The organism is Bacillus paramycoides (assembly GCF_038971285.1).
Taxonomy (GTDB): domain Bacteria; phylum Bacillota; class Bacilli; order Bacillales; family Bacillaceae_G; genus Bacillus_A.
Genome location: NZ_CP152427.1, coordinates 1,390,650 through 1,410,675 on the forward strand (window position 1 = coordinate 1,390,650; position 20,026 = coordinate 1,410,675).

At 34.8% G+C, this 20,026-nt stretch carries 21 protein-coding genes, 1 pseudogene, 1 riboswitch and 1 other annotated feature; of the genes and pseudogenes, 14 read left to right on the forward strand and 8 right to left on the reverse strand.

Going from position 1 to position 20,026, the window contains the following annotated elements:
• Positions 1-54 precede the first annotated feature (54 nt).
• Positions 55-160, forward strand: a riboswitch (SAM riboswitch).
• 94 nt (positions 161-254) lie between these two features.
• The 7 genes from AAG068_RS07235 (at position 255) to AAG068_RS07265 (ending at position 5,781) form a co-directional block, all read left to right on the forward strand.
• Positions 255-1,571, forward strand: a complete 1,317-nt coding sequence (locus AAG068_RS07235; protein ID WP_342718733.1) for a Na+/H+ antiporter NhaC family protein — start codon at positions 255-257, stop codon at positions 1,569-1,571.
• A 228-nt stretch (positions 1,572-1,799) separates the two neighbouring features.
• Positions 1,800-2,156, forward strand: coding sequence for a hypothetical protein (locus tag AAG068_RS07240; RefSeq protein ID WP_000808632.1), 357 nt, complete (start codon positions 1,800-1,802; stop codon positions 2,154-2,156).
• A 45-nt stretch (positions 2,157-2,201) separates the two neighbouring features.
• The gene (locus AAG068_RS07245; RefSeq protein ID WP_342718735.1) at positions 2,202-2,852 is read left to right on the forward strand and encodes a PspA/IM30 family protein; all 651 of its coding nucleotides are present in this window, start codon (positions 2,202-2,204) and stop codon (positions 2,850-2,852) included.
• Positions 2,853-2,958: 106 nt separating this feature from the next.
• Positions 2,959-3,699 carry a cell wall-active antibiotics response protein LiaF gene (gene liaF, locus AAG068_RS07250; RefSeq protein WP_342718736.1) on the forward strand — a complete coding sequence of 247 codons (741 nt, stop codon included), beginning with the start codon at positions 2,959-2,961 and terminating at the stop codon, positions 3,697-3,699.
• Positions 3,699-4,754 (forward strand): sensor histidine kinase, encoded by a 1,056-nt coding sequence (locus tag AAG068_RS07255; protein WP_306185347.1) that lies wholly within the window; start codon positions 3,699-3,701, stop codon positions 4,752-4,754. The genes liaF and AAG068_RS07255 overlap by 1 nt, the downstream gene beginning before the upstream one ends.
• The gene (locus tag AAG068_RS07260) at positions 4,751-5,383 is read left to right on the forward strand and encodes a response regulator (RefSeq protein WP_000598703.1); all 633 of its coding nucleotides are present in this window, start codon (positions 4,751-4,753) and stop codon (positions 5,381-5,383) included. The genes AAG068_RS07255 and AAG068_RS07260 overlap by 4 nt, the downstream gene beginning before the upstream one ends.
• 59 nt (positions 5,384-5,442) lie before the next feature.
• Positions 5,443-5,781: a DUF3922 domain-containing protein gene (locus AAG068_RS07265; RefSeq protein ID WP_342719715.1), complete on the forward strand. Its 339-nt coding sequence runs from the start codon at positions 5,443-5,445 to the stop codon at positions 5,779-5,781.
• Positions 5,782-5,805: 24 nt separating this feature from the next.
• Here the strand turns inward: AAG068_RS07265 and brnQ3 are convergent, their stop codons facing one another.
• Positions 5,806-7,161, reverse strand: coding sequence for a branched-chain amino acid transport system II carrier protein BrnQ3 (gene brnQ3 / locus AAG068_RS07270; protein WP_342718737.1), 1,356 nt, complete (start codon positions 7,159-7,161; stop codon positions 5,806-5,808).
• 55 nt (positions 7,162-7,216) lie between these two features.
• Positions 7,217-7,475 (reverse strand) — a binding site (T-box leader).
• A gap of 271 nt (positions 7,476-7,746) precedes the next feature.
• Between brnQ3 and AAG068_RS07275 the strand changes: the two genes are divergently transcribed.
• On the forward strand, positions 7,747-7,956 hold the full coding sequence (locus tag AAG068_RS07275; RefSeq protein ID WP_000880632.1) for a hypothetical protein: 210 nt from the start codon (positions 7,747-7,749) through the stop codon (positions 7,954-7,956).
• 39 nt (positions 7,957-7,995) lie between these two features.
• Here the strand turns inward: AAG068_RS07275 and AAG068_RS07280 are convergent, their stop codons facing one another.
• Entirely contained in the window at positions 7,996-8,772 is a 777-nt protein-coding gene (locus AAG068_RS07280; protein ID WP_342718738.1) for a class I SAM-dependent methyltransferase, read from the reverse strand.
• Between the two features lie 108 nt (positions 8,773-8,880).
• On the opposite strand from AAG068_RS07280, the gene AAG068_RS07285 reads away from it, so the two are divergent.
• Entirely contained in the window at positions 8,881-9,732 is an 852-nt protein-coding gene (locus tag AAG068_RS07285) for a hypothetical protein (protein WP_342718739.1), read from the forward strand.
• Between the two features lie 106 nt (positions 9,733-9,838).
• Here the strand turns inward: AAG068_RS07285 and AAG068_RS07290 are convergent, their stop codons facing one another.
• The gene (locus AAG068_RS07290; protein ID WP_001053353.1) at positions 9,839-10,036 is read right to left on the reverse strand and encodes a hypothetical protein; all 198 of its coding nucleotides are present in this window, start codon (positions 10,034-10,036) and stop codon (positions 9,839-9,841) included.
• Positions 10,037-10,183: 147 nt separating this feature from the next.
• Between AAG068_RS07290 and AAG068_RS07295 the strand changes: the two genes are divergently transcribed.
• The 3 genes and pseudogenes from AAG068_RS07295 to hmpA all read left to right on the forward strand — a co-directional run bounded on the left by AAG068_RS07295 (position 10,184) and on the right by hmpA (position 13,281).
• The gene (locus AAG068_RS07295) at positions 10,184-11,281 is read left to right on the forward strand and encodes a site-2 protease family protein (RefSeq protein WP_342718742.1); all 1,098 of its coding nucleotides are present in this window, start codon (positions 10,184-10,186) and stop codon (positions 11,279-11,281) included.
• A gap of 114 nt (positions 11,282-11,395) precedes the next feature.
• A pseudogene (locus AAG068_RS07300) lies at positions 11,396-11,913 on the forward strand (hypothetical protein).
• A 159-nt stretch (positions 11,914-12,072) separates the two neighbouring features.
• Entirely contained in the window at positions 12,073-13,281 is a 1,209-nt protein-coding gene (hmpA, locus tag AAG068_RS07305) for an NO-inducible flavohemoprotein (RefSeq protein ID WP_342718743.1), read from the forward strand.
• A gap of 30 nt (positions 13,282-13,311) precedes the next feature.
• On the opposite strand, the gene AAG068_RS07310 is transcribed toward hmpA, so the two are convergent.
• Entirely contained in the window at positions 13,312-13,824 is a 513-nt protein-coding gene (locus tag AAG068_RS07310; RefSeq protein ID WP_342718744.1) for a Crp/Fnr family transcriptional regulator, read from the reverse strand.
• A gap of 170 nt (positions 13,825-13,994) precedes the next feature.
• Here AAG068_RS07310 and AAG068_RS07315 point away from each other — a divergent pair, with 170 nt between their 5' ends.
• On the forward strand, positions 13,995-14,222 hold the full coding sequence (locus tag AAG068_RS07315; protein ID WP_000882907.1) for a hypothetical protein: 228 nt from the start codon (positions 13,995-13,997) through the stop codon (positions 14,220-14,222).
• 294 nt (positions 14,223-14,516) lie between these two features.
• Here AAG068_RS07315 and AAG068_RS07320 read toward each other — a convergent pair whose 3' ends face one another.
• The 3 genes from AAG068_RS07320 to AAG068_RS07330 form a co-directional block, all read right to left on the reverse strand.
• On the reverse strand, positions 14,517-15,317 hold the full coding sequence (locus tag AAG068_RS07320; protein ID WP_342718746.1) for a sulfite exporter TauE/SafE family protein: 801 nt from the start codon (positions 15,315-15,317) through the stop codon (positions 14,517-14,519).
• A gap of 117 nt (positions 15,318-15,434) precedes the next feature.
• Entirely contained in the window at positions 15,435-16,433 is a 999-nt protein-coding gene (locus AAG068_RS07325) for an inorganic phosphate transporter (RefSeq protein WP_098670406.1), read from the reverse strand.
• A gap of 11 nt (positions 16,434-16,444) precedes the next feature.
• Entirely contained in the window at positions 16,445-17,065 is a 621-nt protein-coding gene (locus AAG068_RS07330; protein ID WP_000231448.1) for a DUF47 domain-containing protein, read from the reverse strand.
• Between the two features lie 312 nt (positions 17,066-17,377).
• On the opposite strand from AAG068_RS07330, the gene AAG068_RS07335 reads away from it, so the two are divergent.
• Complete coding sequence (locus AAG068_RS07335; RefSeq protein WP_342718747.1) at positions 17,378-19,420, forward strand: transglycosylase domain-containing protein; 2,043 nt, start codon at positions 17,378-17,380, stop codon at positions 19,418-19,420.
• Positions 19,421-19,515: 95 nt separating this feature from the next.
• On the opposite strand, the gene AAG068_RS07340 is transcribed toward AAG068_RS07335, so the two are convergent.
• Entirely contained in the window at positions 19,516-19,944 is a 429-nt protein-coding gene (locus AAG068_RS07340; RefSeq protein WP_342718748.1) for a hypothetical protein, read from the reverse strand.
• Between the last annotated feature and the right edge of the window lie 82 nt (positions 19,945-20,026).

The window sequence follows — 20,026 nt, forward strand, 5'->3', positions numbered from 1 at the left end:
TGTAAGCGAGTAAAGTTAGGGAAGAAATTATTATTAAAAAATAAATATGAAACCTTCTTATAAAGAGAGGCGGAGGGACTGGCCCTACGATGCCTCGGCAGCGGACTCGATTTCAGAGTGCTGTGCCAAATCCAGCAAGCATGTGCTTGAAAGATGAGAAGAGTGTTTCTTATAGATGTATAAGACCTCTTCTCATTGGAAGAGGTCTTTTATTATTCATTAGAAAAAGGTTGAAACTAGGGAGAGATGGTACTTTGAAAGAAACGAGAGGAAATGGTTTGGCTTTATTACCACTTGGGATATTTTTGGCGCTATTTATTGGTTCTGGAATTATTACAGGTGATTTCTATAAATTGCCGATACTTGTAGCAATTTCAATTGCTGTAGGAGTGGCTTTAGCAATGAATCGTAAAGAAAGTTTTAATGTAAAAGTAGAACGATTTGCTAAAGGTGCAGGGAACCCAGATATTATGATTATGGTTCTAATTTTTGTCCTAGCAGGAGCATTTTCTGAAACAGCAAAAGGGATGGGCGGCGTTGATTCTACAGTTAACTTAGCGTTATCCATTTTACCGCAAGGATTTATCGTAGCTGGAATTTTTGTTATAGGAGCATTTATTTCATTAGCGATGGGAACTTCAATGGGAACAATAGCTGCATTAGCACCAATTGCTGTAGGTATTAGTGGGCAAACTGATATCTCCATTGCACTTACGATGGCTACTGTTGTTGGGGGAGCGATGTTTGGTGATAATTTATCATTTATTTCAGATACAACAATCGCAGCTGTACGTTCGCAAGGAACAGAAATGAAAGATAAGTTTAAAACGAACTTTTTAATTGTATTACCAGCGGCTATTATTACAATTGTATTATTAGTAATCGTTACTTTAGGAAGCGACACACAGATTAAAGCGCATAGCTTTGACTGGATAAAGATTTTACCGTATGCAGGAGTACTTATTACAGCATTACTTGGCTGGAATGTACTTATTGTGTTAACTGGTGGAACTGTACTATCTGGCGTTATCGGTCTTTTAGATGGCAGTTACACGTTAGAGAGTTTCTTTAAAAGTGTAACGACTGGAATGGGCGGTATGATGGAGTTAGTACTACTTGCTATTTTAATTGGCGGTATGGTCGAACTGATTCAATATAATGGTGGCATTCAATATTTAATGAATATTTTAACTCGTAACATTCGTTCAAAAAAAGGAGCAGAGTTCGGTATTGCTGGCTTAGTAAGTATGACGAATATGTGTACAGCGAATAATACGATTTCTATTATCTTTACAGGTCCGCTTGCGAAAAACATTGCAGATCAATATGAAATTGATCCCCGTAAATCAGCGAGTGTATTAGATCTTTTCTCATGCTGTGTGCAAGGATTAATTCCGTATGGTGCGCAAATGTTAACGGCAGCAGGGTTTGCGGCGTTATCTCCGATTGAATTGTTACCATATGCGTTTTATCCGATCTTAGTTGGAGTATGTGGAATCATTTCTATATTAATTGGTTTCCCGAGGTTTTCTAAAGTAGCGGGAAAGAAAGAGTATGATAAAACAGCATAATGAAAATGAAGTTTATGAATTGTAACGAAAGCCGTACAGAGAATGTTCTCTGTGCGGCTTTTTATGTGCGGAAAAAGAGTGAATGATTCTATCCTACCGTATGTTTTTACAAAAGGCTGAATGCAACTCGGTCTTAAGTCTGAGTCAAAAACGGTTCTTAAGCTCGTTATGGAAAAAAGAAAAAATAGTTAAGATAAGAGTATCAAATCGAAGGGAGGCAAGCACAAGATGAAACAATTTCTAGCGTTTATCGCGGCTGGTATTTTAGCTTTAATTGCTCTTGGCAGTCTTGCTGGTATTATAGGATTCGCAATTGGAGCAGGAGTTGTGTACTGGAGCTATAAATCATTTGTGCGAGCACAATCATTTTTTGGAAAGTTAGCTTGGGGTATTGTTGGTTTAATCGGCTTGTCCATCGCCCTTTCTCATTCCCCAGCATTAATCGGTATTGCAGCATTAGTAGTTTTATACTACGGATACCGTGAGTGGAAAAAAGAAAAAGATGTAGTTGTTGATTCTGCTCCAGAAAGTTCTAAACCATATAGCAACTTTGAAGATGAGTGGAACAAGTTAATGAAAAACTAATATAAAATAAATCAAATTTATAAAGTAGAAGAGAGGAAGATTATAATGAAACAATCTTTATTCGGACGTGTACGCGATGCAATTTTAGCAGATTTTCATAATGTATTAGATGAGAAAGAAAGAAAAAACCCAATCGCTATGTTAAACCAGTATTTACGCGATAGTGAGCGTGAAATAACAAAAATTGAGAAGTTAATTCAGCGTCATAAAACATTAAAATCTAATTTTGCTCGTGAACTTGAGCAAGCGCGATATTTCGTTAATAAAAGATCAAAGCAAGCAATCATTGCTCAAGAAGCAGGCGAACTACAACTACATGAGCGTGCCTTAGAGGAAGTAGCTTATTATGAAGGGCAAGTAACTCGATTAGAAGAAATGTATGCAGGTGTTGTAGAGCAAATTGATGAGTTAGAGCGTCGTCTTTCTGAAATGAAAAATAAATTAAAAGAAATGCACGCAAAGCGTATGGAATTAATGGCACGTGAAAATATGGCGCATGCAAATCGCCGTATGAATACTGCGATGCATAAAATGGATGAAAATAATCCATTCTTACGATTTGAAGAAATTGAGGATCATATTCGCGACTTAGAAACTCGTATGAATGAGGAACATGAACGTGACACATTTGATATGAAGATTGCAAAGCTTGAGCGTGAAATGAAGGAAAAAAATGATGTGTCGTTAACAAAATAATAGTAGTATATTATAAAACAGGCTTATGATATAGTGATAGGAGAAAAGGTGTTGGAAAGCAATGCCTTTTCTTCTATGTATATGTGACAAGAAGGGGGGAGCTGAAATGAAGAAACATTTTTCAAAAACACAATTAATGGGGATGCTCCTCATCATATTTGGATTCGGTCTTTTTCTTGATATGATACTTGGACATTTTGAACCAGGTGGTCTCATTTTTGCATTTATTATGCTTATGTTTGGAAGACATTATCGTAAAAAGAATCGTTATGTACGGGGAAATGTATTTTTATTTGTTGGCGGTATCGTATTTTTATTCTTCTTATTTTCATCAGCAGCATTTGTTCTTGTCGTATTCGCTTGTTTAGCTTTAATTGGTTATCAATTGATTAAACAAGGACATAAGCAAAAAGCAATGAAGGTTGAAATTAAAGAAAAAGGGATTATAGACGAAGAGAAACAAATATATCGTACAGAACCATATTTGAAAAATATGTTTGTAGGTAATGTACGAATGATGGATCATATTTATGAACTTGAGGATATTAATGTTCAATATGGTGCTTGCGATGTGGAAATAGATTTAACAACTGCTATGATTCCAGAAGGAGAAACGGTAATTGTTATTCGAGGTGTCGTTGGTAATATTCGTTTATATGTGCCATATGATATTGAACTTTCTTTAAATCATTCTGTTATTGTCGGACGGGTGCTTTTGCCAGGACATGAAGAGACAGGGTTTAACCGCAATGTTACATTTAGAACAGAGCAGTATAAAGAGGCTCCTCGTCGTATTAAAATTATTTCTTCGCTTGTCGTAGGCGATACGGAAGTGAGGAAAGTATAATGAAGAAACAAAAAAATATTTCGTGGATGTATATTCGTTATTCTATGTTGTCCTCTGTTAGTATCGCACTCATTTGTACAATTGTATATGTATGGAAGAGCGAGCAACAAGTATATGATTTATTATGGAAGGAATCCATCGCTTCTGTTCCAATTGGCTTGTTTATTATGACTACAAGTTTACTTATCGGGGGAATTGTAGGATATGCAATCGGTTACTATATAGAGCAGCGTATACAAGGATTAAATACGTTTCTATTTGAAGTAGAGCGAGGGAATTTTCCGAGCGATGTTTCGTTTACCGCAGATGACGAATTTCATGAAGTGGAACGAAAAGTAATCGGTCTTGCTCGGCGATTAGAGGAGCAAGCTGGACTCTTTCAAAAAGTAACGAATGAACGAGCTCATTGGAATGAAGAGATGAGACAAGAAGCGATTTCCCAAGAAAGACATCGATTGGCGAGGGAGCTGCATGATTCTGTAAGTCAGCAGCTTTTTGCAATGTCGATGATGATGTCGGCTATTAATGAACAAGTAGCTGAATTTCCAGAAACGACGAAAAAGCAGTTGCAGCTCGTTGAAAATATGGTTGTAAATGCACAATCAGAAATGAGAGCATTGCTTCTTCATTTACGCCCAGTACAGTTAGAAGGTAAGAAGCTAACTGAGGGAATAGAAGAGTTATTAACAGAACTTTCTAGAAAGCAACATATGAAAATTGAATGGTTAATTGAACCAATAGAATTGAAAAAAGGTGTAGAAGATCATTTATTCCGCATTGTACAAGAGGCGCTGTCTAATACTTTACGGCATGCGAAGGCAAAGAAAACGGAAGTGCGTCTTCGAAAAATTGATCAATATGCAATTCTAAAAATTATTGATGATGGTGTTGGATTTGAAGTTGGAGTTAATAAAGCTGGTTCATATGGTTTAAGATCAATGCAAGAGCGTGTTCATGAAATTGGTGGGACATTAAAAGTGCTTAGTTTTCCGGCTAAAGGTACACAAATAGAAGTGAAAGTACCGATTATGATTGAGAGAGGGGGAGAATCATGATAAAAGTATTACTAGTGGATGATCATGAAATGGTTCGAATGGGTGTATCAGCATATTTATCAACACAGCCAGATATTGAAGTAGTTGGAGAAGCTGAAAATGGGAGAAAAGGTGCAGAGTTAGCTTTGCAATTAAGACCGGATATTATTTTAATGGACCTTGTCATGGATGAGATGGATGGGGTTGAAGCAACACGAGCTATTATTCAGGAATGGCCAGAAGCAAAAATTGTAGTTGTAACGAGCTTTTTAGATGACGAGAAGTTATACCCTGTAATTGAGGCTGGAGCGACAAGTTATTTATTAAAAACATCAAGAGCGAGTGATATAGCAGACGCTGTACGAGCTACTTATGATGGAGAAACGGTATTAGAGCCAAAAGTTACTGGTAAAATGATGTCTCGTATGCGTCAGAAGAAAGAACAACCTTTGCATGAGGAGTTAACAGAAAGAGAGTCTGAAATTTTGTTATTAATTGCAGAAGGGAAAAGTAATCAAGAGATTGCAGATGAATTGTTTATTGCTCTCAAAACAGTAAAGACACATGTGAGTAATATATTAAATAAGCTTAATGTAAGTGATCGTACACAGGCGGTTATTTATGCATTTAGACATCAATTGACGAAATGATAAAGTGAAGGCTAATAATCAGTGGGAGGGCTATCTCACTGATTATTAGTTTGCACCAAATCTTTTTATTGACGCTAATAAATGTAAGCGTTATCATTAGGTTGTTAACAGTACATATACAGGGGAGCATGTATATGTTAGTTCAAACTATATTCGGCATGGATAAGTCTAAAAAACTAGGGGATTATGTGAACGCATTACAAGCGCTTTGTGAACAATATAATGTTGAAACAGATAAAATTGCAATTGTTGAGGCGACAGAAGAGTACTATTTATTTTTAGTAAAGCAAGAAGAGTGCTATGATGTTGTCAAAGTAGAAACGGTGGATACAAATAACGACTATTATACGAAAGCTTATAAAATAAGTAGCTTTAATCATACTGCTTATCGAATGTAAAAAAACTCCCATGCGGGAGTTTTTTTAGGATGCTTTTACTTCATGAGATTCGTTTAGTAAAGGAACTTTTTTTGCACCGCTTAGCTTAGCGATTGTAAGGCCAATAAGAGCTCCGGCTAGTGCTGGTATTAGCCAGCCAATTCCTTCATTATATAAAGGGATAAACTCAAAATATGGTGTGATAAATGAAATTGAAATACCACCTTGTTTTAATCCATCAAATACGCTTACAATTGCTGCTCCAATTAAAGCACCTACATAAACAGAGCGATACCCACCGAAATATTTATGAAGTAACGATAGTAGAACAAGTACAATCGCAATTGGATATACGACAAGTAGGATTGGAACAGAGATAGCAATAATTTTTGTTAAACCTAAGTTGGCAACTAATAATCCTAATGCGCAAATGATGCTAGCGAACGTTTTGTATGAAAATTTAGTCAATAATGTTGAGAAGTATTGACTACATGCAGATACAAGTCCAACACATGTTGTTAAGCAAGCGAGTGTAACGATAAGAGATAATAGAAGCAAACCGTATGGACCGAATAACTGTTGTACGATGACAGTAAGTAATTGTCCGCCATTTTTTGCGTATCCGAGAGAGACACTAGTTGCACCGAGCCAGCCAAGTGCACCATATACAAGTACGAGACCGATAGCGGCAATAAGTCCTGCTTTTGCTGTTGCGATGGCAATGGATTTACGATCCTGTACACCTTTAGAACGAATTGCATTTACAACGATAATTCCAAATGCAAGTGCCGAAATGGTATCCATCGTTAAGTATCCTTCCATAAAGCCCTTGAAGATTGGAGAAGTTTGATACTCTTGCATTGCTGGTCCTGATTGTCCGAGTGGTGTAAATACACTTTTAACAAATAACAAGAAAATAGAGAGTAATAGAATGGGTGTTAAAATATTTCCGATGCGATCGACAAGTTTAGATGGATTTAAACTAAGCCAAAATACGATTGCGAAGAAAATGACCGTGTATAAAAATAGTGCTAGACTACTAGAGCGAATTGTTTCTGGTAAGAAAGAACTAACACCCATTTCATAAGCGACATTTGCAACGCGTGGAATTCCCATAGAAGGACCGATTGCGATGTATACAACAACAGTAAAGAAAATTCCGAATAATGGGTGAACATGACTTGCGAGTTGTTGCATACCATTTCCTGATAAAGAAATTGCAATAACAGTTAATAATGGTAAACCGACCCCTGTTAGTAAAAATCCAATTATTGCCGGCCAAAAGTTTTCACCTGCATTTTGTCCAAGCATGGGAGGGAAAATTAAATTACCTGCCCCAAAAAATAAAGAAAATAGCATAAGACCGGTGAAAAAAATATGTTTTTTTGATACAGTGTTCATTGTTTTTCCTCCTTTTTACATTCATTTGTAAGAACACAAAAAACTCGTCCCTAAAGAAAGGGACGAGTTATATTTACCCGCGATACCACCCTAATTTATACATGTAGAAATGAGTCTATATGTATACGGCTTTACAACGTACAACATGATACGTGTTCCTTGTAACGGGGGACAGCCGGTAAGAACTTACTGTAACATTCGGTTCTACTTCTCGGAGATGATTTTCGGCTACGCACTGAACGTTGGCTTTCAGCAAATCGCCAACTCTCTGGGGGACAGTCTTATAACGTACTCGTTCTCGTCAATGAATTTTTATTCAAGTATTCTGACAGTATTGTCACATGTTTTTTTTTGAAAGTCAACATTTTTTTGAAAGATATATTTAAATACAGAAATATCGAATGTGATTTTCATTGTTGTAAAGGGAATGGTGAATTGTAAAACGGGGGTGAAATTTTGTGGAGAATTGTAAAATTTATAGAGAAAGTTGATATTTATAGGAGTAAAGAAGGGATTGTTTGAATCTACAGAGAATAATACAAAAATCCACTTGCTGGAAAGAACAAACCAAAAGAGGTGACTGAAATGCTTGCGATGGGAGTATTATTTGGCATTATTGCTATAATTGGTTTTATGTGGTTATATTATTCGCGTTCGTTTAAACAAGCAGAAGTTTTACTCTTTCAAAAAGGTAGTTTGTTGACAAATCAGTCTAGATATTTAGTATGTCCGAAGTGTGGAAGTGCACAGGCCAGAAGTGGAGGATATCAAGAGTGTTGCAAAGTTAGATTATGAAAGAAGGAAGCCTCACATTATTTTGTGAGGCTTCCTTCCTTACAATTTCATGGCGCTCCAAATTGTCCATCGATCTCTTTCGATAATAGGAGATACGTTTTGCAAGGCAGTCTGTACTTGTTGTAGAAGTTGAGAAAGTTCATGATCTGTTAATTCGAATAGAATAGATCGACCTGTTCGAGGTGATAAATCTTGCAATAATGCTTCTACAGAATCATGTATTTTTCGTACTTCCCATTGTGTTTGAGTGGGGAATACGTGAAGAAAATATTTTTGTAATTCTTGTTGTATCGTGTTGGTTTTTGGACGTCTTTTTGATTCAATTTCAATGAGTTTTGGAAAGATAGAAAAGAAATATCCACGGATGTGTTCGGGGCTTCCAGGAATTGTACAATCTTCAATGGTTCGGTCTTGTACAATGAATACACCGTTTTTCTTTAATATACGAGAAGCTTCACGTAGAAATGTTGGAATGTCGTGTAAATGATGAATAACTGCGCGCGAAATAACAATGTCGAATGTATCATTAGGATATGGGACGCTATGTGCATCGCCGTGAATGAATGAAATGTTTGAAAAGCCGCTACAATTTTCTTTTGCAGCTTGTAATATTCCTTTTGAAAAATCAAGCCCAACAACACTTTTTGCTCCCATAAGAGCAAGTTCTTTCGTATAAATTCCGCCACCACAGCCGATATCAATTATTTGCTTGTTTTGTATATTTGTAATACTTTTTATCATTTTGCCCCAAGAACTATGGGCGTTTCGCTGTGCGTATGTGTATTTATTATTTGCATCGTGAAAATTAATGGACATGAAAAAGACCTCCTTTCAATGCTTAGTATAGCGTATTTTATAGTGTGTCACGTTTTTGTTTTTTGTATGAAGATTATAAGGATTACTTATTGTAAAAGGAGGATTAAATTGAAAAGGAAATATGTATTGTTAGTATTTGCTATGTTACTAGCATCCTGTAGTCAAACTGAGCCCAAAAAAGAAACAGAAAAAATAGAAGAGACGGTGAATGAAGTGAAAGAAACGATAGGGGTAACCGTTATACAAAAAAAACATAAAGAGAAAAAGTTACAGGAATCAGAAGCGAAGTTAGTAATAGATATTATGGATAAAGCTGAGAAACAAGAAATAACAGGAAGCTTCGGTGAACCTGAATATGAAATACAAATTAGTAGAGATGGAGAGAAAGAAACATATTATGCATGGCTAAGAGGGGAAGATAGACGAGGATGGATACAACATAAGAAAGCTATGTATATGCTGAATAAAAAAGATACGGAAAAGCTCATGGCTATATTTCCAAATGTTTCAGAACAAATAGAAGATGAGAAGCAGGTAGCTCCTTTAACGGAAGTAACAAAAAAAGATTTGCAGATTACCGCGTTTCATATTAAAGCAGAAGATCAAAAAGTGAATTATACGGTACGATATACGATTTCACAATCATTATACAACAAGTTAGAGAAGGAAAAAGAATATTATTTGCAAGTCATTTATCCGGAAAAAGTTCAAAAATTAATTGGAGCAAAAGAAAGTGAGGAAATTTCAGGTGAAAAGGTAAAGGAAGGATATAAACAGTATGAATTACACGCTACTGTTCCGATAAAAGATGCTTCACAATCACAATTAAAGGCATTGGAAACATATTATGAAAATTATGATTTGCAAATATTAAATAGTAAAAAAGAGAAAATAGGTGTTTTTCAAAATATCATTCAAATTGTGAAAGAGTATGGTGAAAAAATGGATTTACAAAGATAAAGTGAAACTTTAGTTAGTACTTATGGATCGGAATGAATGTGGATTTGTAAAGTCTAAATGACCTTTCCTAGGAAATGATAATAGAGAGGGGAAAATCCCCTCTCTATTACTTTGCTTTTGCAGATGGCTCATTCATTGATTTTCGTGTAATAAGAAAAGAAATCATAAGAGCGGAAAGGATGATAAGGGCAATAAATACGTGATTGGGCAACAAATCTAATAATAATACGTAACTAACGGTATAAAAAATAAGAGTTGAAGCTAAAAACGATAGAGCGCCTATTATGAGAGATTGTAAATTCATCCGTAAACACCTCCTTTTATTTATATTTTTGGCTAAAATTGGATTATATAAACATTATTTCTAACAATAGAAAAAAATATCTCATAATAGAGAAAAGAACAAGCTTTGGTGAATAGGATTCATTAATGAGAGATAAAGGAGAGGAATATGAAAAATAATAAAAAAGGATTATGGGGAATTATTGTTGCAATAGGGCTATTTTTACTTTCTAAGTTAAAGTGGGTATTTGCAATTTTTAAATTAGCAAAGTTTTCAACGGTATTTAGTATGTTTCTATCACTTGGTGCATACGCAGTTATATATGGTTGGAAATTTGGGGTAGCACTCATTTATTTGTTGTTTATTCATGAAATGGGCCATTTATGGGCTGCAAAAAGAAAGGGTATACCAACATCGCCAGCAATATTTATTCCATTTATGGGCGCTCTTATTGGGATGAAAGAGATGCCGAAGAATGCAAAAGATGAAGCTTACATTGCCTTTATGGGCCCTCTTTTCGGGTTGTTGTCATTTTTACCTGCAATTCCACTTTATATAATAACGAAAGAGCCATTTTGGGCATTAATTATTTTACTTGGAAGTATGATTAACTTCTTTAACTTGATTCCAGTTTCTCCATTAGATGGTGGGCGAATTATTTCAGTTGTAAGTACAAAGATTTGGGGAGCGGGCCTTATTGTATTGCTCGGTTATTCTATTTACTTTAAAAGTATTTTGGGAGGGTTTATTTTTATTATCGGCTGTATGGAATTATATAGAGTAATAAAGAGAGATGGGCCAATTAAGGAATTAGGGTATAGAACTGATGGAATGAAAGAATATGTTGCAAGCCTTGAGGAGGAGTTAAAAGAAACCGGTGCAGTACATCGAAATATATATATGATGCAACATGAAATAAATGTATTAAGGCAAAAAGAACGGGAGAAAGAATTAAAAATAGGAGAACTCCAAAAGATTGAAGTGTTAGAGTATCTTTTACGAAAGTTTGAGCCACTTGATTACGTCCCATATGAAGATGAAAAAGAAACACATAGCATTCATATAAGAGAAGCATTTGAAATGTCAGAAAGAAAATTACAGGAATGGGATGCGGAAAAGAGACAACAGGAAAACTATTACAAAGTGGATATGAAAACGAAATGGACGGTATGTGCTTGTTATATCGGATTAATGGCTATACTCGGTTACACGGCTTATGAAGGATATGTTGTTTTACAAGAGCATTTGCCAACGAGAAATGTATAGAAAAATATTGTCGAAATGATAGGAAGGATTTATACAGGAATTATATTTCTACGAGAGAATGTTACAAGTATAGTCATACATTGTAATATTTTTAGTAGAGAAGGAGTTCTGTATATGAAGAAATTGTTACGTGTATTCGGGATTATTATCGTGATGATCATTGCGAGCTATAGTCTTATGAAAGTGTTGTTATATTATGCGAATAAGCCTGCTAAAGTAAATACAATAGCTCAAATAGAAGATGTGCAAGAAGAGACAAAAGTGCTAGATTTTATTCGTATGACACATGAAAGCTATAATAATTTCTTAAATTATGGTAAAGCAGAGAATTATACAGAAGGGGACTGGAACCAATTTAAACAATGGTTTCAACAACAAGAATCGTCTTTTAAAAATATACATACAGAAATAAAGAATGAAAAAATAAAACGCGACGTAAATAGAAGCTATGAAATTGTAAAAAAGGTGTGGAACTTCAAAATATTGAGTATGTAGTTTATGCACATCGTGTATACCATGACTTAGATATTATCGTAAATAAATATAGAGGTGAGACGAACATCTGGGGGTATACAGAATTTGGAGATGGGAAAGATATAAAGGTAATTGAACAAGCTATTCAGTCTAAATAATAAGCTAGCTAGAATTCTAGTTGGCTTATTTTCTTTTGTAAGTACAATGTTCATATATTTTTCACAAAAACATCGTGTTAATAGTGATTAAAATCACAATCTGTATTATACAATTCAGTTAAACTAAAAACAGTTAAGGAAATAGAGGAGTGGGATACAATGTTAAGTGAAAAAACAATTGAAATCGTAAAGTCAACAGTACCATTATTACAAGAAAAAGGCGTTGAAATTACAACGAGATTTTATGAAATTTTATTTTCGGAACATCCGGAGTTATTGAATATTTTCAATCATACAAATCAGAAAAAGGGAAGACAACAACAAGCGTTAGCGAATGCTGTTTATGCAGCAGCAACGTACATTGATAATTTAGAAGTTATTATTCCAGTTGTAAAACAAATTGGTCATAAGCATAGAAGTTTAGGGATTAAAGCAGAGCATTATCCAATTGTAGGTACATGTTTACTACGTGCGATTAAAGAGGTCGCAGGCGCACCTGATGAAGTGTTAAACGCATGGGGAGAAGCTTATGGTGTCATTGCTGATGCATTCATTAGCATTGAAGCAGAGATGTATGAAGAAGTGGCACATAAAGAGGGCGGATGGAAAGATTTCCGTAACTTTGTAGTTGTTAAAAAAGTGAAGGAAAGCGATGTTATTACGTCATTTTATTTAAAACCTGAAGATGGAGGGAAAGTTTCTTCATTCATCCCAGGACAATATGTAACGGTTCAAATAAATATTGAAGGTGAAACATATACACATAATCGTCAATATAGCTTATCAGATGCCCCTGGAAAAGAATATTATCGTATTAGTGTAAAGAAAGAAAAAGGTGTAGATACACCGGACGGTAAAGTATCAAATTACTTACATGATCATGTAAAAGAAGGCGATATGTTACCAGTAAGTGCACCAGCAGGAGATTTCGTATTAAATATGGATTCAACATTACCAGTTGTACTAATTAGTGGTGGAGTAGGTATTACACCAATGATGAGTATGCTAAATACGTTAATTGAACAAGATTCAAAACGTAATGTATGTTTTGTTCATGCCGCACTAAATAGTAATACACATGCAATGAAAGAACATGTTGAGGCAGTAGATAATGAATACGAACAAGTTAAAGCATACACTTGCTATTCGGCACCGACTGAAAAAGATTTGGAAATGAAAAACTTTGATAAAGAAGGTTTCATTGAAGCTGAATGGCTGCAAACGATTATTCCGACAACGGAAGCAGAATTTTATTTCTGTGGCCCAGTACCATTTATGAAACATATAAATGCAGCACTAACTAATTTAGGTGTGGAACAAGAGCATATTCATTATGAATTTTTCGGTCCAGCAGCAAGCTTACAATAGATATAATTTGAACAAATAAAAAACGAGGTATTATTTTACCTCGTTTTTTATTTGTTCTCGTAATAGTCGATTTACCGTTTCACGGCGTATACCAATGAGCTGACCAATTTCAGTTTGCGTTAATATTTCATATATAGGAATGTCACCTAAATATAGTGTGAACCATTCTTGTAAGCGATGAAGACGTTCTTTTGGAGAGACGGTCGTCAATTGATCGATACGTTGCTGCATCATTCTTAATTTTGATTGTAATTGCATAGCAATATTTGCATATGATGCAGGATTCGCTTGAAGTTGATCGTACCACTCATTACTCATTATAGGTTCAACTTCTGTTTTCATTAAAGCGATTGCTGTACCGTGATATTCCTTCGGTGAAATTAAGGAATGATGAGGTATCGTTTCTCCTGGAACGATAATGTTGAATAGAAATGGTGTCCCATCTTCTTCTATCCTTACTACTTTTAATAAACCTGATTTTATAAAATATAAAGGACCGTCCTCGCCTTGACGGAATAATACATCTCCTTTGTGTAGAATCAATGTTAGCCCCCCATTTAAACATTTCTATTTCTTTTATTTTAGCGTATATGTATAAAGACAGTATGCTATTTAAACAGCAATTTCATTGACGAAATATATGCTATTACAGTAGTATACTATTTAGTGTGTAATAGTACTAGCAATGAATACGCTGTAGGGGGTTTAGTATATTGTTAGATGCGATCAAAATGACGGATATGAGAATTCCGGCGAATGCTATCATTCATGTAGAAGAGATGAAGGGTGGAGTCGTGTTATCCGTTGAAGTGGACGGCCAAATTATTTATACGATGGCTTATGATGAAGAAACAGATAGTTATGCTGAATTATATGATCGAAACGATAAAAGGGCGTGCCAAGTACATGAGGATTTTATGGGATGGTCACTTCTTCACTAAAAAAGATGTCAATATGACATCTTTTTTTATTAAACCGATAGAATATACAAAGAAATGAAATATAAGGATAAAATTTGTAATAAATGATTTTGCATTGTTAGCACTTTGTAACTGCAAGTAAACTATTTTTTCGCTATCATAAAGATAACAGTCGCAGTTATAGGAGTGGTCAACGTGAAGAAAGTACATATTTCTAATTACATGCTATTATGTGTTTGTTTCATTTTATTTGTTCTCTTAGGAGGATTTTTATATTCATGTGTATAAGAAAAAACGCATTCTAAAAAGAACGCGTTATAAAAAAGAAGTAATGATTAATCTAGTTCCGAGAATAATTAATGTGATACGTAATAAATTAATTACGGCGTTACCGCTTAATTTTGTATTAATATAAGCCCCGATTTTTCCGCCAATCCATGCACCAGGAATAAGAATTAATGCGTAAATCCAGCTGACATTTCCAAGGGATATGTGAGTTGCAGAACTTACAATTGCTGATAGAAATACGATAAACATTGAAGTTGCTACAGCAATATGTGCTGGGAATGCAAAAAGTAGCATCATTGCTGGAACAAGTAAGGCACCGCCACCAATTCCAAATAAACCAGATATAAAACCAACTATAAAGGCGATAATTATAGCGAGAAGCGGTGGGAATTGATAGTGAACAGTGTTTCCTTCGTTATCTGTAAAAGAACGTTTAATTACAGTCATATTTGATAAAGAAAGGGGTTTTAATTTGTCTCGTAACATAAGAAGAATGGAGACAAAAATAAGGAAAATCCCAAAATATAAAGAAAATGTATCTTGGTTTAAAAATTTATTTGCCCAGGAGCCAATGATACCACCAGGGCCACTCCCGATAAATAAAATAAGTCCACTTTTGTAATCTACTCGTTTATGCTTCATATAAGTAAGGGTGGAAGATAGTCCTGTAAAAACGACTGTTACCATTGAAGTTCCTACTGCAAGTTGTGGTGATAGGCTGTGTAATCCGATTAATAACGGAACAATAATAATTCCGCCGCCAAGCCCGACTAGACTCCCGACTGTTCCGGCGATTAGTCCGACGAAAAGTAACATGATGTATTCCAAAATTGCCAACTCCTCTATATAACTTATCCACCAATTATTATACACGCTTTTTCATGAGAAAAAGCTTTGTTCACAAAAAAGTCGTCTTCCTAGAAAAATAAGGAAGACGACTTTTAATTAAAAGATTAAGTGTAATAAAGAGTAAAATAAAGCAGCTAAAGAAGCTGAAATAGGAAGTGTAATAACCCAAGTAATTAACATGCGTTTTGCAGTTCCCCATTTTACACCTTTCACACGATGAGAAGCACCAACCCCTAAAATAGAAGAAGAGATAACGTGCGTCGTACTAACTGGTAAGTGAATGAATGTTGCCCCGAAAATAACAAGAGATGATGATAAATCAGCAGCTACACCATTTACAGGACGAATTTTCATAATTTGTCCACCGACAGTTTTAATAATTTTCCATCCGCCGACAGAAGTACCAAGACCCATTGCAATCGCACAAGATAATTGTACCCAGAACGGGATGTCGCTAGAAGTATGATAACTATTGGCCATAAGAGCCATCGTAATAATTCCCATTGCTTTTTGCGCATCATTCGTACCGTGTGTATAAGCTTGTAATGCAGCAGTGAAAATCTGGAATAAACGGAAGTTTTTGTTCGTCTTCGTTAAATTGAAGTTTTTAAAGACGACTTTAAAAATACTGTATACGATATAACCGATAACAAAAGCGATAATCGGTGAAATGATTAAAGCCTCAAGAATTTTTATGAAACCTTTAAAGTTTAATGAACTAAAACCAGCAGCAGCGATAGCTGCACCTGCGATCGAGCCAATGATTGCATGCGAAGAACTACTTGGAATACCGTAGTACCAAGTAATTAAATTCCATGCTATTGCCGCAAGTAAAGCAGCTAAAATTACAAGAGAACCATTTGGTAAAGCGAATGGATCAACAATATCTTTTGTAATCGTTTTTGCTACACCTGTAAATGTCATCGCACCTAAAAAGTTCATAATAGCTGCCATAACAATTGCATGTCTAGGCTTTAGAGCTTTCGTTGAAACAGCCGTTGCAATAGCGTTTGCTGTATCGTGAAATCCATTGATAAAGTCAAAAGCTAAAGCGCAAATGACTACTAAAACGGTCAGTATCAAGAGTGTATCCATGATCAAACTCCTTATGCGTTCTTCATAATAATTGTTTCTAGTACGTTTGCAACGCTTTGGCAGCTATCCGCTACTTCTTCAAGCTCTTCGTAAATCTCTTTGTATTGAATAATCTTAATAGGATCTTTTTCACGAGAGAATAAGTGTTTAATCGCATGACGGCGAATATCATCACATTGTGATTCGTAATCCTTAATCTTAATCGCATTTGTACGAATGTCGACTAATTTTTTGTTAGACATTAATTCAACAGAGTTTGCAATTTCAATCGCACATTGATTAATTGCTTCTACGAATTTAATCATGTATTCATCAGCTTCTGTAATAGAATACATTTCGAATAGACCAGCACTATGATCTAATCCGTCTAATACATCATCCATACTCATTGCAAGTTGTAGGATGTCCTCACGTTCAATAGGAGTAATAAACGCTTTGTTTAGCTCCATAATGATTTCGTGAATAAATGAGTCACCTTTTGACTCATACTCTTTCATGCGCATAGAAAACTCTTTTAAATCGCTAGCATTTTTAATTTTATACTCCACGAAAAACTGCGCGCCTTCTTTTAAATTTTCGGAAACATTCATTAACATTTCAGAAAATTTATCTTTTTTTGATTTAAAGACCATTATTAGTTACCCCCACAAAAGTAATATATGTAAAATATATTGGCTAGTCAATTCTAACAAAAAACTGTCGTTTTTTAAAACATTTTATCGAAAAGTTTACAAAAACTTAACATAACTCTTATTGTTGTATTAATAATATTAATAATCAATATTGAATATCTTACTTGTAGAATGTCCTTTTCTTGCAAAAAGTATGAATGTGAAAGAAAAGCTTTACACTACAGGAAAGACTACGTTATTATAATAAATTTAAAAGGAGGTATATTCTTCCTTTTGAAAAGAAGAGTGTAAACAAAAGAAGGAAGTGAACGAATGAAATTGAAGAACACTCACTTAAAAAAAATGCAGGAGTGGTTCAATAAGAGAAAGAAACTTCGTAATTCATTAATTGTATTAGGAAGTTTACTTGCTACTCTATTTATTGCTATAAATATAATAATTTCTATTCAAGACATATCTGAATTAAAACAAGCTGTTCCGCAACCGACCTTAATTTATGATGCAAATAATGAAGTTGCGACTAAATTAGCTTCTTCTAAAACAGAAGGCGTTAAAAGGAAAGATATTCCGGATATTATGGTTCAGGCAATTGTTGCAGTAGAAGATAAGGAATTTTTTAAACATCACGGTATTTATTATAGTGGAATTATAAGTGCAGTTTTTAAAAATATTACAGCAGGAGAAGTTGTAGCGGGGGGAAGTACAATTACACAACAACTTGCGAAAAATGTATTTCTGACACAAGACCGCACATACTCTCGAAAAATAAAGGAATATTTTTTAACAAAAAAAATAGAGCGTACGTATACGAAAGATGAAATTATTGAAATGTATATGAACCAAATTTATTTTGGTGAAGGTGCATGGGGGATAAAAAGGGCAGCTAAATCTTATTTTGATAAAGAGGTAAAAGATTTAACAATTTCAGAAGCTGCAACGATTGCGGGATTAATAAAAGCACCATCTGCGTATTCACCGTATAAAAACTTTAACAAGTCAATTGAAAGACGTAATGTCGTATTAAGTTTAATGAAAGAGCAAGGGTATATTTCTGACGAACAGTATAATAAAGAAAAAGAGAGTGGTCTCGTATTAAAACGTGGTGTGGATGATAAATACAAGGGGAAATATTCTCAATATGTAGACTATATTGTTAGAGAAGCGATGGACAAGTACGAATTAACACAAAATGAAATTTTAGCGGGTGGTTATCGTATTTATACAGAGCTTGATCCGAAAAAACAACAGGCTGTAGAAGATGTTGTGAATAATGATAGTTATTTCAAGGATAGTGGATCAGACCAACTGATGCAAACGGGTGTAGTTCTTATGAATCCAAAAACAGGTGGTGTACCAGCTTTAGTTGGAGGAAGAGGGCCGTATCAGTTTTTACAGTTTAACCATGCAACCCAATTAAAAAGACAACCTGGCTCAACGTTAAAGCCCTTAGCTGTATATGTACCAGCGTTAGAGCAAGGGTATGAAGTATACGATATATTGAAAGATGAACCATTTAATATTAAAGAATATAAACCACAAAATAGTGATCATACTTTTCACGGTGATGTGACAATGTATGAAGCCGTGGCAAAGTCGTACAATGTTTCGGCTGTTTGGCTATTAGAACAAATTGGATTAGATAAAGGATTGAAATCTTTAGAGCGATTTGGTATTCCATTAGTGCCAGAAGATCGTACATATCCGATCGCTTTAGGCGGTATGCATGTGGGGACATCTCCATTTGTAATGGCTCAAGCGTATAGTACATTTGCAAATGACGGTGTCCAAGTGGAAGCTCATGCAATTAGAGAGATACAAAATGCTGAAGGAGAAACAATTGGAAAGTGGTATAAGAAAGAGACACGAGTGACAAGTGAGAAAATTTCTCAAAAGATGACATATTTATTAAAAGGTGTTGTCGAAAAGGGAACGGGCGAAAAGGCGAAAGTTAATAACGTTGATACGGCAGGTAAGACAGGTACTACTCAAATTGTAAATGGACCAAGCACTGGTGCAAAGGATTCATGGTTTGTAGGATACACACCAGATTTAGTAGGTGCGATTTGGGTAGGATATGATAAAACAGATAGCGATCATTATGTTCCAGGGGGCAGTCAAATTACGACAACAATGTTCCGGGACATTATGAAAAAAGCGAATGCCAATCCAGCTCAAAAAGCATTCCAGTTATCGCTCATATCTGAGGCTGATTATAAAAAACAATTGAATACAATAGAAGAGGAAAAACGAAGAAAAGAAGAAGAGAAGAGAAGGAAAGAAGAGGAACAACAACGAAAAAAAGAACAACAAGAGTGGCTGGATAAAGTGAAAGAATGGATTCCTTCATTTTGGTAAAAGAAAGAGGCGAATAACGAAATTCGCCTCTTTTTTGTATGAAAAACAAAATGAAACTTTAAATGGTAGAGATTTTCATCTATCCTTATTAGTTATTATTCGTTAAGTATAATGTTCGTACTGCCATAGGATTCGGAATCGTATGTGACGCTTATTCTGCCTTTACTTATAGGTTCATAAGGTAATTCTTCTTCGTAATTACCGTTATTCTCATTGTGGATAGAAAGTGTAATTTCATCGATTTCTTTATTTGTATACTGATTTTTAATCGTTTCAGCAATTTGAAGTAAAGCTTCGGAACTAGAAGCTTCCGTAATAAGCATTCCTTTTATAACTTTTTTTTCATTATTTGTGGAATTGGAATAAGGGATGTTGCTTTGTTTCGTATACAAAAGTTTGTATGGAACAGTTTTTCTCTCTGCTTTTGATACAGTGGAATATTTTAGAGTTAAAAAAAATCCTACACATAAAATAATGCATACCATAAGAGCAAACCAAATGCGTATTAGTGACATAACTCTCATTTTCATCCCTCTTTCATATCGTAGACTTCACTATTTATCATACAAAATGAGGATTAAGATAGAGTAAATTTGAGGTAAAGAA